We start from the raw sequence: 12636 nt of genomic DNA, 5'->3' as shown, positions 1-12636 counted from the left end.
CGTGATCGACCATGACGTCGCAGCTCGTGCTATAGGAACGGGGTCACTAACCGCGGATTATGCCATGACCCCCGTTTCCATCCTGCTCAACATCCTCTGGATCCTCATCGGCGGCGCCTGGATGGCGTTCGGCTGGCTGGTCGCCGCGGTCATCATGGCCGTGACCATCATCGGCCTGCCCTGGGCGCGGGCGGCGTTCAACATCGCGGTCTACACGCTGATGCCGTTCGGCTCGCGGGCAGTCAATCGCTACGAGGTCACCGGCGTCGAGGATATCGGCACCGGCCCGCTCGGGGTGATCGGCAACATCATCTGGTTCGTGCTCGCCGGCTGGTGGCTGGCGCTCGGCCATCTCCTGACGGCGCTGGTCCTCGCGATCACCATCATCGGCATCCCCTTCGCATGGGCGCATCTGAAGCTCGCAGGCATCGCGCTCTGGCCGATCGGCAAGGTGATCGTGCCGGCTTAAGGCGCGAACACGTAGGAAGCGTAAAGCGGCAGCGAAACCATTCAATCGGTCCGCGCGAGACGAAGCATGATGGGTTTCACAAGGGTTCAACCCATCCTACGCGCATTTCTTGCCCTCCCCTTTGGAAGGCGCCAGGCGGGATGAGCAAGCAATCGTAGCTCGTCGGTTGCTACTTCTGCTGAACACGACTCAGGTAATCGACAACAGCGTGGATGCGTTTTCGCACGACGACTTCCGGGCTTTGCTCCGGCCCGGCCATCTTCCAATAAGACGGATCAACATAGTGAGGCAATTTCACAATAGGGTTGAATCGTTCCCCCCAAATTGGCATTTCACGAGTGCCGTGAGCGGGAATTGTTTTCAATCCCTCTATGGCTTCATAAACTGCGTTCGCGGGAAAGTCCCCGTGGTTGTTCCTGGCCAACATCGTCAAATCGGGAGGCGGTGTCTTGAGCTGGTCGCTGACCGGTCCTTTGCCCTTTGCATCCGCGCCATGACAACTCGCGCAGGAAGACTGAAATTCTGACTTGCCGATGTCGAGGTCTTCAGCTCGGGCCGAAGCAGCGAAGCCAGCGGTTAGACCGGTGATCGTCAACCATACACCGAATTTTATCATGTCGCGCTCCGACGCCGGCTAGAAGACCTTTACCACTAGCCGGTTTGCCCTCCGAACGATTGACTCACATCAAGACGGGCTTTCGGCTCAGGGACGAGGCTTCAAGAAAATTGCGACGAACGTATCGACACCCGATTGTTTCAGCCGCCCATGCCGAAAATCATCCGAATGTTCGCGCCCGGGAGTGTGCACTTGCTGGCGATCTTGCCCGTCCCGACGAGATGATCGCATAACGGTCATTTTTGCTGCGGTGCATGAATCCGGTTGTGGCCCAAGCTCGCAGGATGGGTAGAGCGAAAGCGAATCCCATCAATCCATCCGCCGGAGACGAGGCATCATGGGTTTCGCAAGCGCTCAACCATTCTACGCGTGCTGCGCCCGTTGCGATGTCAGCTGCTTGGCCGTTGCCGACCTAACGCGGCGGAATGCGTGTCGGCAGCTTCTGGACTCGAAGCCGACAGAAAGTTGGGTCCGCCGCCGTTGATCTAGATCAACTAGGGCACTCGCCAATAAGGGCGATTAGTTATTGGGGTCACGAGATGCAGATCTTGTGATCATATTAAATCACGAGTGACCTGTCGGTCACCCGTTACTGGGGAGGTCATCACAATGAGATGCAGGTTGATTATCCTCACGTTCGTCTCAATTGTCCCGGGGTTCGCCAGTGAGGCGCTTGCCACGACGGCCGATATTCGCAGCATCACCTGTAGCGAATATCTCGCCATGCCGGCTGCACCGTCGAGCAAGTTTTCGGCTTGGATGACCGGCTGGTTTAGTTATGAAAGTCGGAGGACGTTTGTAGATTTTGACCTGCATCGGACAAATGTCGCAAGCGTAAGAGGGTGGTGCCAATCCAACCCGAGTGCGAGTGTGATGGTGGGGCTGGAAAAGTCGATCGGCGTAACTGCGGTGCCTAACGCTACGCTGGATTTTAACAAGATCACTTGCGGAACTTGGTTGGCGTACGGTCCAGAGGATCAAGACTTTGTAAGATATTTCATGAGCGGCTACTACAACGCGGCGGCAAGCAACAGCGTATTGGATTACGATCGCCTGCAGAGGAATTCCAGAGCGGTCGTCGCGTATTGCAAGAAGAACAAATCCCGCACTCTACCAACGGCCATTCAGAACAGAGCTAGCTAGGCTGGACCAGTTTCCAGCCGCTTACGAGCGACGGAGAGCGCCTTCCGAATGCATACGAACTCGGCCATTAGCATGGCTTCTGCGAATGGCCCGTCAGAGAAGTAGCGGCGCAGTTTCATTGAGGTTCGCTCAGTGAAGCATGTCGGATTAGGTTTGCTAAGGTTGAGTTCTTCGCATTTCGACCCCACTCGGACACCGAAAAGTAGCAAAGGCCAGAAAATTCATATCCACAAAAAAGCCCCGGCGAGCCGGGGCTTTGGTTTGCGGAGATGTGTGCGATCAGTATCTGGCTGCGACCGGTGCGCCGTATCCACCGAAGCGGTAGTTCAACCGAAGCGTGACCATGTCCACGTCTTGGCTGACCCCGCTGCCGGTGAGGGTGAACCCTCCGGGAGTAACCACGCCTGCGAAGCCGGCATTGTCACGCCCCATCCAGAGATGGTCGTATTCGATACCGAACGACCAGTTCGGCGTGAAGCCGTATTCCCAGCCAACACCCAGAGCGCCGCCCCAGCGCGTGTGGCCTGCCGACGCCAGGCCGACCCCGGTTACGTTGTTGAATATATCGAAGCGATTGCGTGTCACGGCGGCGCCGCCCTTCACGTAGAACAGCGAGGCGTTCCACGCCCAACCGAGTTGCGCCGTGAAGAGTCCGATGGCGTCAATCTTGCCGGTGGTCGAAATCAACGGATCGATCAGACTGACGCGCGTGTTCTTGATTTCGGCCCAATCTCCCTGCGCTTCCAGGCCGAGCACAAACTGATTGGTTTGCCAGCGGTACCCGATCTGTCCGCCCGCGAGGCCCCCGGAGCGATCGGCGCAACCACCTGCGACTATCCCTGCCGGCGTCACGAAATCCACACAACCGTGGCTTTGCCCCCAACCTCCGTTGGCGCCGATGTAGAAACCGGTCCAATCATAGATTGGCGCGACCACCGGGGGCGGGGCCTTGACGTAAGGTCTAGCAGCCAGATCAGCCGCTGACGCGGGTGCCGCCATGCTCACTGCCAGCAAGGCCATGCCACTTAACAAAATCTTCTTCATTATTTTCGCTCCATCCACGTTTCACCCGAACGATGCCGGTTCTTTTCTGGATGTCCGGCATTCCAACTCGAACCTAGCTGATCCGACCAGCATGAGGTGTGCCTACGCCGCAACAGTCGGGAAAATTAGGTAATATGCGCGCTCGAGTTGCGTAAGTGCCATTGACCAATCAACTAAGGAAGTTGCATCTTGGAATTTTGCGCCAGCGATGTCTGTTGTTGGCCCCCGTTTCGGACATGCCTCGTCGCGCTGACGATGTCCGTTGACAGGACAACAGCAGACCTTGCGATTCCAAGCGCTGGGCGTGAGGAAACGATGATAGCGGCTTGCCTGAGTCCATCGTTGGCGGGCGCATGCCTCCAGGTTGATCTGGATCAACACGCACTCTCCGGAACTTGGGCGACCTGCGAGAGGGCGGGAAGACCGGAGTTTGAACGGCGTCAGGAGCGACGGACAGGGCGCACGGAGCGGCGCGAACAGCGGAATGAGGGTGCTGCCGAAGAGAAAAAGTAGCCGCGCGCCCCAGCACGTCGCAAGAAACCAATTAGGAGCAAGAGCATGAAAAGATCAACGATGCTCGGAGCGGCCCTCGGTGCAGCAATATTGTGTTTGGCTCCGGTGTCGCTTCACTGGTCACCAGCCGGGACTGTCTCCATCTCCGTCGACAAAGCCGACGCTCGTGTCGGTCGCCCGCTCACACCTGGCAGCATTGCGGGGGTTAATAGGCGAGTGCATCGGCGCGCGTATCGGCGCGGGTACTATGGAGCTGCTGTAGGCGCAGCTGCCGTCGGAGCAGCGGCCACGGGAGCGTACTATTACGGCCGACGCTGCGGTTATTATCCGTATCCGCCGTGCTATTGAGCGCGGCGTCGTTTGCGGGGCTCGACCGTTGGCATCAGCACTGCCGAGAAGCTTGACGCGCGTTGGACGTCGCCGATGCAATTGGCCTCATAGCCGATGCATTGCCGCGCACCATCGGTAGGCGTGTTGCGCGCCTGCATCGGCATGATCGAGCGAAGTCCGTTTCGCATTTTTGAAAGATGCAGCCGCCTCAATTGCGGCAAGGGACTCAGCTATTGATTCGCTCGGTAATCCAGCGTTCGTCGGCCTGGTCCACGATCCCTTAGAACTCACACCTGGATCGGCCAACGATGGGGGTGCAAGGGCGCTTGGTCCCCATCCGGGCGCCCTTGTGCTGAGGCACGCCTAGGCTCCGCGCCAGACGCGCAACACGCCCTCGCGAAAGCCGCCGACGAAATGGTCGGACGTATCCGATGGCAGAATTTGGCTGAGATCGTCGAACGAGCCGCTCACCATGGTCGCAAGCTCATGTGCTGAAGCATGCTCCGCCCATCGGCGCCCCAGCTCTAAACCCCGTTTGCGATCTTCCTCTGCGTCCATCGTCTCGGCTATCTTGCGCGTTAGCCGGCCCCGACGAAGTTGCTGACCGCGCCGGGGCCTTCTACGTTCTCGCCAAACTTAGGAAGCTTGGGGGCTGGAAAGATCGGCGAGGCGTATCGCAGAGAAGCACAATCCCGGTGCGTGGCTAGTGCACTTTGTGCCAATGCGAAGCGGGTGACCGGCATCCGTCGTTTCTATTGGCTGCCTCCAAGGGTACGCCCCAGTCGTTCCAGTTCCAGCGTGACGCAGAATAGCGCGAATAGCGACGCCACCAGTTGCAGCCCGCGACGGAACATGAGCCAGAGATCGGCGCCTTGATTGATCTCGGGCAAATGTCTGAAGAACACGACGCCGAACAGTGAGCCACCGAAAATGAAAGCAAGGCGCCCCAGAAAGAGAAACAGGTGGCTCAGGATCGGATTCGAGCGCTGAGGGGGAAGCGGAACGCATCGAAGGCGATACCAATAGGCGACTTGCATCGCAACGATCATGATTGGCGCTGCAAGATTGTCAGACCGTTCGTAAGGCAGCTGCTCACCGGGATAGGTCATCAGGTGCCTGAATTCGGGCAGCCCGTCCAAGATTATAAAGAGCGCTCCTGTCAGTTGACCCAGGAGAAGAAGCAAATAGAGGGCTCTCGATTTCAAGTTCGTCATGCCAAATACCCGTGAAAGCTTACTGTCAGCGCGGCTGTGCACGTAGGCGTCCTGTATTGGGTTTGGTGACGGCCCGCCGCGCTAAATTGGCACAAACTGCATAGCGCAAAGTCACATAGCTGCATCGCGGCTTCCCCTGATTGTGTCGACTTCCAAACAAGTGTGATGATCGTCTCATCGCCATCGGTCACGACCGGGACACTGATGAGCGCATGGGGACAACGTGCCTACAGCTGAACAATGCCGCGCTTATGCCGTCGATTACAAACTACTTGCCGCTGATCCGAGGAATTCCGCCCGTCGAGCGACCGTGCTGACGAACATCTCACGGAGCTGGGCAGGGCTTGCGAGTCAGCTTGAGAACCTTGCAGAGATCGCGAGGTCGGAAGGCATGTGAGATCGCCTTGCGTCAAAGGGGGCTGGTCGGCGAGTCTCCATCCGCACTTGGCGGTTGTCTCTTCGTGAGCGGGTTCTTGAGTGCTTTGCGCATCGCCGTCCCGTCCGCGATGAATTGGTAGCGACGACCAAGGCTCGCGCGGTTTTCGCAGGAGCTTGAACCATCTGCTTCGTGTTGGCGACCAAGAGCCAATCATGTTCGACGATCTGATGAATCTCTTGATTATTGTGTCTTTTGGCTTTCCCGCCATGCCATGGTTGTTTGGTGCGCGATGGGGGGCGAGAGGAGTTTGGCTCAGTACAGGATTGGCCGTAGTCATCCTGCTGTGTTTTTTTCCAATATTGTTTTGGGTTGCATGCGGTGCCTGTGGGCAGGGTGCGATAGCCATTTTTGTGCTGGGGCCGATCTGGATTGCATCGGCATTGCTTACAGTCACTTCGGCGGCGGTCGCTTACTACAAATTCGCGCGCTAATTTCCACAAGACCGCGAGGGCGCTGGGGTGACGATACCGCCCACGCTGGGCATCGCAGATGAAGTGATTGAGTAAGGCATCGCACACAATTCCTCGCACTGCCCGACGGGCAAAACACGCCACATGCAGGTCAAGGGACAGGCCCGCAAATATTCTGATTGATCGAATTCTTAGCTTCGGGTAAACCGTAAAACATCCCGGCCCGCCAAAGGGGCGTTTCGCGATCGTCACGATACGTGAGCCGGAATGCGATGGACGCGGCAGCGCCGGCGCGTGACGAGGTGGCAGGGCGGGCTACGCCTGTGAGCCATCGCGATCCGCGTGAACGACCCGGCGCGGTCACAGCGTTTCTTTTCGGCTTCGGGAGCGAGCACGCGCAAGCTTCCGGATGTCCGGGGAGGGACGTCCGCGGACGGCAAAAGCGTGTGGTCCTGACGCCCGGGGTCTGTGCGTCAAGGCTTGCGGTGGTGTGAGCAATAGTGCATCGCTCCCCGGGGAGAGCGCGCCATAAGCCGTAAAACCATTGCGCAGGGAAGGCTGGGATGTCCCGGCATCACCTGTGGTCACCCCGCGTGCGTTTCCCGCGTGCGGACCCTGGGTGCCAGCCGGCGCCCGGCCTTCCCTGCGCCCTTTTTTCTCGATGAGGGCGAAACGGATCGCAAAGCTCGGGCGCCTGCGCCGCGAGACCGCGGAGGGGCGTGCGCCCGTCAGCAAGGTGCATTCCAGCCCACGACCGGTGGCGTTGCCGCGCCGCCCCCAACTTCATCTTGCGCTGCGGCAAAAAACTTGCACACTCGGTTGAGCCGGGCAGCCAAGCGAGCTCGAACCAGGGGAGCGAGCCATGTCCCTCCAGACATTACCATCCGACACCGCAGATCAACGTCCCAACCGCCCCGAGGACGCCCAGGCGCTGGAAGCGGATGTGCGGCTGCGGGACGACATCCGCCTGCTCGGGCGCATCCTCGGCGATACCGTGCGCGACCAGGAGGGTGCCGATGTGTTCGACCTGGTCGAGCGCATCCGGCAGACCTCGATCCGGTTCCACCGCGATGAGGACCGGACCGCCCGCCGCGAGCTCGAGCAGATCCTCGACAGCATGTCGACCTCGGAGACGGTGCGGATCGTCCGCGCCTTCAGCTATTTCTCCCACCTCGCCAACATCGCCGAGGACCAGAACAACATTCGCCAGATGCGCGCCAACAAGGGGGGCGGCTCCGGCGTGCTGGCCGAGACGCTCGCCCATGCCAGGGCCGCGGGCATCGACCCGGACGCCTTGCGCAACTTCTTCAAGAGCGCGCTCGTCAGCCCGGTCCTGACCGCGCACCCGACCGAGGTTCGCCGCAAGAGCACGATGGACCGCGAGATGGAGGTCGCCAGCCTGCTCGACCGCCGCGAGCGCGTCGCGCTGACGGCGGACGAGACCGCCGCCAGCGACGAGCAGCTTCGCCGCGAGGTGCTGACGCTGTGGCAGACCAATCTGCTCCGCCGGACCAAGCTCACCGTGCTCGACGAGGTCGCCAACGGCCTGTCGTTCTACGATTACACGTTCCTGCGCGAGGTGCCGCGGCTGGTCAACACGCTGGAGGACCGGCTGGAGGAGGGCGGCGAGCAGGCCGCCGGCGAGCTCGCCTCGTTCCTGCGCATGGGCAGCTGGATCGGCGGCGACCGCGACGGCAATCCCTTCGTCACCGCCGACGTGATGCGCGGCACCCTGCGGCTGCAGTCGAGCCGGGTGATGCAGTTCTATCTGAACGAGTTGCACGTGCTCGGCTCGGAGCTGTCGATCGCGGCGCATCTTGCCGATATCTCCGAGGAGCTGCGCACGCTGGCGGAGCGCTCGCCCGATACCTCGCCGCACCGGAGCGGCGAGCCCTATCGGCTCGCGGTCTCCGGCATCTATGCGCGCCTGACTGCGACGGCCGAAATGCTTCAGGTCGAGATCACGCGCCGGCCTGTCGGCAAGGGCAAGCCTTACGAGAGCGTGAAGGAGCTGCAGGCCGATCTCGACGTGCTGCACCGCTCGCTGATCTCCAACAACGCCCGCGTCATCGCCCGCGGCCGACTGCGGCTGCTGCGGCGCGCGGTGGACTGCTTCGGCTTCCATCTGGCGCGGCTCGACATCCGCCAGAACTCGGCGGTGCACGAGCGCACCATCGCCGAGCTGATGGACGCCGCCAATCCCGGCATGTCCTATCTCGCACTGGGCGAGGAGGCGCGCATCTCGCTGCTCACCAACGAGTTGCGCTCAACGCGCTCGCTGGTGTCGCCGTTCGTCAAGTACAGCGACGAGACCATGGGCGAGCTCAACGTGTTCCATGCCGCCGCGGAGGCGCATGCGAAGTTCGGCTCCGACGCCATTCCCCAATGCATCATCTCGATGTGCAAGAGCATGTCCGACATGCTCGAGGTCGCGGTGCTCCTGAAGGAGGTCGGCCTCGTCCATCCCTCCGGGCGCAGCGCCATCAACATCGTGCCGCTGTTCGAGACCATCGAGGATTTGCAGGCCTCCTCCGGCATCATGGACCGGATGCTGTCGCTGCACGATTACCGGCGCCTGGTCGACAGCCGCGGCAGCGTGCAGGAGGTCATGCTCGGCTATTCGGACTCGAACAAGGACGGCGGCTTCGTCACCTCGGGCTGGGAGCTCTACAAGGCGGAGATCAATCTCGTCGACGTGTTCGAGCGGCATCACGTACGCCTGCGCCTGTTCCACGGCCGCGGCGGCTCGGTCGGTCGCGGCGGCGGCCCGAGCTATGATGCCATCATCGCGCAGCCCGGCGGCGCGGTGAACGGGCAGATCCGCATCACCGAGCAGGGCGAGATCATCTCGTCGAAATATTCCAATGCCGAGGTCGGCCGCAACAACCTGGAGATCTTGGCCGCCGCGACGCTGGAGGCGAGCCTCTTGCATCCGCGCCAGAGCGCGCCGCGACGCGAATACCTGACCGCGATGGACGAGCTTTCGAATCTCGCCTTCAAGGCCTATCGCGGCCTCGTCTACGAGACCGATGGTTTCGTCGATTACTTCTGGGCGTCCACCGTGATCAACGAGATCGCGACGCTGAACATCGGCAGCCGTCCGGCCTCGCGCAAGAAGACCCGCGCAATCGAGGATCTGCGCGCCATCCCCTGGGTGTTTTCCTGGGCGCAATGCCGCCTGATGCTGCCGGGCTGGTACGGCTTCGGCAGCGCGGTCGAGCAGTGGATCGCCGAGCATCCCGACAAGGGCATGCCGTTCCTGAAAGAGCTCTACAGGGAATGGCCGTTCTTCCGCATGCTGCTGTCGAACATGGACATGGTGCTCGCCAAGAGCTCGATCGCGATCGCCTCGCGCTATGCCGAGCTGGTGCCGGACGAAGCCCTGCGCGAAAAGATTTTCGGCCGCATCCGCCGCGAATGGCATTCCTGCATCGAGACGCTGCTGGACATCATGGGCCAGGATCGCCTGCTGCAGGGCAACCCGCTGCTGGAGCGCTCGGTGCGCCACCGTTTCCCCTATCTCGATCCGCTCAACCACGTGCAGGTCGAGCTGCTGAAAGAGCATCGCGCGCAGAACCCGGATGAGCAGGTGCTGCGCGGGATCCAGCTCACCATCAACGGCATCTCGGCGGGCTTGAGGAATACGGGGTAAGTGTTCACCTCTCCCCGCAAGCTGGAGAGAGGTGAAGCCAGGTCAGACCGGATCCCAGGGGAAGATGTCGGCGGAGCGGTCGAGCTTGTAGAACGAGCCCTTCAGCGCCGGCATGCCGTGTTCCGCGATCGATTGCGGCGTCCAGCCTTCGCTCCGATGCACCGAGCGCAGCGGCCTGTTCTGGCTGAACAGGAACAGCTCGTTCATGCGTGCGCCAAAAATCTGCCCGCTGACGTCCTTGGCGGCATCGGAGAGCAGATAGGCGCAGATCGGCGCGATCTTCTCCGGTCCCATCTGCTTGATCTTCTCGACGCGCGCCTTCTCGGCTTCGGTCTCGGTCGGGATGGTGCCGATCATGCGCGTCCAGGCGAACGGCGATACGCAGTTGGAGCGGACGTTGAAGCGGCCCATGTCGAGCGCAATGGATTTGGAGAGTCCGACGATGCCGAGCTTGGCGGCGGCGTAGTTGGCCTGGCCGAAATTGCCGATCAGGCCCGAAGTCGAGGTGAAGTGCACGAAGGAGCCGCTCTCCTGCTCGCGGAAAATGCGCGCCGCGGCGTGGCTGACATAGAACGAGCCCATCAAATGGACCTTGATGACGGCCTCGAAGGCTTCCACGCTCATCTTGTGGAAGATCATGTCGCGCAGGATGCCGGCATTGTTGACGACGCCGTCGAGCCGGCCGAAATGATCGGTCGCGGTCTTCACGATCTTGCTCGCGGGGATCGCTTCCGCCACCGACTCGAAATTGGCAACCGCGGTGCCGCCGCGCTTCTTGATCTCCTCGACCACCTCCTCGGCGGGCGTGGCGCTGGTGCCGGCGCCGTCGGCGGCGACGCCGGGATCGTTGACGACGACCTTGGCGCCCTCGCCCGCGCAGAGCAGCGCGATCTCGCGCCCGATGCCGCGGCCTGCGCCGGTGACGATGATGACCTTGTCTTGCAGTGATTTCGTCATGTGGATTCTCCGCTATGCGTTCCAAATTCCGCCGTCATTCCGGGATGCGCCGAAAGGCGCAGGCCCGGAATCCATAACCACGATCGGGAGTATGGATTCCGGGCTCGTAGCTTCGCGTCGCCCCGGAATGACAGGCATTACCTCTCGTTCGTAAACACGATCGTGCCGCTTGCGGCGAACATGCCGCCGACGCCGTGGCACACCGAAATCTTCGCGTTGGCGATTTGCGCCGGCGCGATGCCGCGCATCTGGCGCACGCTCTCCTGAAGCGCGTACATGCCGTACATGCCCGAATGCATGTAAGAGAGCCCGCCGCCATTGGTGTTGAGCGGCAGCTTGCCGCCGGGGCGCGTGTTGCCGTCGGCGATGAACTTGCCGGTCTCCTCATGCGGCATGAAGCCGAGGTCGCCGAGACCGAACAGCGGCAGATGCGCGAACGCATCGTAGATCATGAGATGGTCGACGTCCTTGTGCGCGATGCCGGCCTCCTTGAAGGCGAGGGGGCCCGCGGTCTTGAACGCGCGCGAGGAATTGAAGGTCTCCATCTGGCTGACCATCGGCGTCTCCACGCTCTCGCCGGTGCCCATGATGTAGACGGGCTTGCGCGGAAAGTCCCTGGCGCGGTCGGCCGAGGTCAGGATCAGCGCGCCGCCGCCGTCGGTGACGAGGCAGCACTGCAGCAGTCGGAACGGATAGGCGATCATGCGCGAGTTGAGCACGTCGGCGACCGTGATCGGGTCCTTCATCATCGCGCGCGGATTCTTCGCGGCCCATTCGCGCTGCACTACGGCCACCGAGGCAAGTTGTTCGTGGGTGATGCCGTAGGTCTTCATGAAGCGCAGCACGGGGATCGGGAACATGCTGGGCGGGCCGTAGACGCCGAACGGCGCCTCGAACTGGCCTTGCAGGCTGTCGGCGGGGATCGAGCGCGGCGCCTTGCCGATCATCGACTTGCCGCTCTCGGCATGGGTGATCAGCACGGTCTTGCAGAGGCCGGCCTCGATCGCCGCGGCGGCATGGCGGACGTGCAGCATGAAGGAGCAGCCGCCGACCGAGGTGCCGTCCACCCAGGTCGGCTTGATGCCGAGATAGTGGCAGACCTGCTGCGGCGTCTCGACCGCGGTGGCGAAACCGTCGATGTCGGACAGCTTCAGCCCGGCGTCCGCAATGGCATTGAGCGCCGCATCCGCGTGAAGCTGGAGCTGCGACACATTGGGGATGACGCCGAGTTCGGTGGTCTCGGCCGCGCCGACGACGGCAACCTGGTTGCTGCGCATGGCCTATCCCTTCGCCGGACGGAAAACGGGGAGGGTGATCTTGTCGTCAAGTGCCTCGAAGGCGACTTCGAGCTTCATGTCGAGTTCGAGTGCCTCCGGGGTCTGCGGGCAGTCGATGATGTTGCTCATCATCCGCGGCCCCTCGGCGAGCTCGACCACCGCGATGGCGTAAGGCGGCGTGAAACCGGGCGCGGCGGGGCGGTGGTTGATCACGTAGCTGTAGAGAAAGCCCTTGCCGCTCGCCTTGAAGATGCTGACCTTGCGCGAGGCGCAGGACGAGCAGAACGGCCGCGGCGGGAAGTAGACATGCGCGCAGGCGTCGCAGCGCTGCAGGCGCAATTCGCCCGCCTTGGTGCCGTCCCAGAAATGCTGGGTCTCCGGCGTCGGTTTCGGTCGTGCGCGTTGCGGTTCGGCCATGTCGGCAGATCCTCCCAAAGGCTCAGGTTTCAGACCTGCCTGTTTCAATCTTGATGCGACAATCGACCATGGCGCGTCAACGGTCCAGCAATGCGCATGCATGCCATCATGCGCACAATGCTTGTGTCGAACTGAGGCCGCGCTATAGATTGCGC

Annotated in this window: 11 protein-coding genes; 4 read left to right on the top strand and 7 right to left on the bottom strand. The window is 61.7% G+C overall.

From position 1 onward, the window contains the following. The first annotated feature begins 64 nt into the window (after positions 1–64). Complete coding sequence (locus NR187_RS10360; protein ID WP_211382803.1) at positions 65–469, top strand: YccF domain-containing protein; 405 nt, start codon at positions 65–67, stop codon at positions 467–469. Positions 470–638: 169 nt separating this feature from the next. Here the strand turns inward: NR187_RS10360 and NR187_RS10355 are convergent, their stop codons facing one another. Next, the gene (locus tag NR187_RS10355) at positions 639–1085 is read right to left on the bottom strand and encodes a cytochrome c (RefSeq protein ID WP_256806394.1); all 447 of its coding nucleotides are present in this window, start codon (positions 1083–1085) and stop codon (positions 639–641) included. 621 nt (positions 1086–1706) lie between these two features. On the opposite strand from NR187_RS10355, the gene NR187_RS10350 reads away from it, so the two are divergent. Beyond that, the gene (locus NR187_RS10350; protein WP_249128937.1) at positions 1707–2228 is read left to right on the top strand and encodes an HdeA/HdeB family chaperone; all 522 of its coding nucleotides are present in this window, start codon (positions 1707–1709) and stop codon (positions 2226–2228) included. Between the two features lie 279 nt (positions 2229–2507). Here NR187_RS10350 and NR187_RS10345 read toward each other — a convergent pair whose 3' ends face one another. The 3 genes from NR187_RS10345 to NR187_RS10335 all read right to left on the bottom strand — a co-directional run bounded on the left by NR187_RS10345 (position 2508) and on the right by NR187_RS10335 (position 5329). Continuing rightward, positions 2508–3272, bottom strand: a complete 765-nt coding sequence (locus NR187_RS10345) for an outer membrane protein (RefSeq protein WP_211382806.1) — start codon at positions 3270–3272, stop codon at positions 2508–2510. A gap of 1206 nt (positions 3273–4478) precedes the next feature. Then, positions 4479–4673, bottom strand: coding sequence for a hypothetical protein (locus NR187_RS10340; protein ID WP_211382807.1), 195 nt, complete (start codon positions 4671–4673; stop codon positions 4479–4481). 194 nt (positions 4674–4867) lie between these two features. Next, positions 4868–5329, bottom strand: coding sequence for a hypothetical protein (locus NR187_RS10335; RefSeq protein ID WP_256806393.1), 462 nt, complete (start codon positions 5327–5329; stop codon positions 4868–4870). Between the two features lie 591 nt (positions 5330–5920). On the opposite strand from NR187_RS10335, the gene NR187_RS10330 reads away from it, so the two are divergent. After that, the gene (locus NR187_RS10330; RefSeq protein ID WP_211382808.1) at positions 5921–6199 is read left to right on the top strand and encodes a hypothetical protein; all 279 of its coding nucleotides are present in this window, start codon (positions 5921–5923) and stop codon (positions 6197–6199) included. Between the two features lie 841 nt (positions 6200–7040). Next, on the top strand, positions 7041–9830 hold the full coding sequence (gene ppc, locus NR187_RS10325; protein ID WP_211382809.1) for a phosphoenolpyruvate carboxylase: 2790 nt from the start codon (positions 7041–7043) through the stop codon (positions 9828–9830). 42 nt (positions 9831–9872) lie between these two features. Here ppc and NR187_RS10320 read toward each other — a convergent pair whose 3' ends face one another. From NR187_RS10320 to NR187_RS10310, 3 genes are all read right to left on the bottom strand, one after another. After that, positions 9873–10787, bottom strand: a complete 915-nt coding sequence (locus NR187_RS10320) for an SDR family oxidoreductase (protein WP_211382810.1) — start codon at positions 10785–10787, stop codon at positions 9873–9875. A 137-nt stretch (positions 10788–10924) separates the two neighbouring features. Further along, complete coding sequence (locus NR187_RS10315; RefSeq protein ID WP_211382811.1) at positions 10925–12064, bottom strand: thiolase; 1140 nt, start codon at positions 12062–12064, stop codon at positions 10925–10927. Between the two features lie 3 nt (positions 12065–12067). Further along, entirely contained in the window at positions 12068–12481 is a 414-nt protein-coding gene (locus NR187_RS10310) for a Zn-ribbon domain-containing OB-fold protein (RefSeq protein WP_256806392.1), read from the bottom strand. Between the last annotated feature and the right edge of the window lie 155 nt (positions 12482–12636).

The sequence above is a fragment of the Bradyrhizobium sp. Bra64 genome (assembly GCF_024519875.1).
Taxonomy (GTDB): domain Bacteria; phylum Pseudomonadota; class Alphaproteobacteria; order Rhizobiales; family Xanthobacteraceae; genus Bradyrhizobium; species Bradyrhizobium japonicum_G.
The sequence above is the reverse complement of the archived record's forward strand: the minus strand, read 5'-3'. Positions and strand labels throughout refer to the sequence as shown.

Excerpts from the sequence above, each read along its gene's own strand:
- NR187_RS10360 (WP_211382803.1), top strand. The coding sequence starts at position 65 with ATGACCCCCGTTTCCATCCTGCTCAACATCCTCTGGATCCTCATCGGC.
- NR187_RS10355 (WP_256806394.1), bottom strand. The coding sequence starts at position 1,085 with ATGATAAAATTCGGTGTATGGTTGACGATCACCGGTCTAACCGCTGGC.
- NR187_RS10345 (WP_211382806.1), bottom strand. The coding sequence starts at position 3,272 with ATGAAGAAGATTTTGTTAAGTGGCATGGCCTTGCTGGCAGTGAGCATG.
- NR187_RS10340 (WP_211382807.1), bottom strand. The coding sequence starts at position 4,673 with ATGGACGCAGAGGAAGATCGCAAACGGGGTTTAGAGCTGGGGCGCCGA.
- NR187_RS10335 (WP_256806393.1), bottom strand. The coding sequence starts at position 5,329 with ATGACGAACTTGAAATCGAGAGCCCTCTATTTGCTTCTTCTCCTGGGT.
- NR187_RS10330 (WP_211382808.1), top strand. The coding sequence starts at position 5,921 with ATGTTCGACGATCTGATGAATCTCTTGATTATTGTGTCTTTTGGCTTT.
- ppc (WP_211382809.1), top strand. The coding sequence starts at position 7,041 with ATGTCCCTCCAGACATTACCATCCGACACCGCAGATCAACGTCCCAAC.
- NR187_RS10320 (WP_211382810.1), bottom strand. The coding sequence starts at position 10,787 with ATGACGAAATCACTGCAAGACAAGGTCATCATCGTCACCGGCGCAGGC.
- NR187_RS10315 (WP_211382811.1), bottom strand. The coding sequence starts at position 12,064 with ATGCGCAGCAACCAGGTTGCCGTCGTCGGCGCGGCCGAGACCACCGAA.
- NR187_RS10310 (WP_256806392.1), bottom strand. The coding sequence starts at position 12,481 with ATGGCCGAACCGCAACGCGCACGACCGAAACCGACGCCGGAGACCCAG.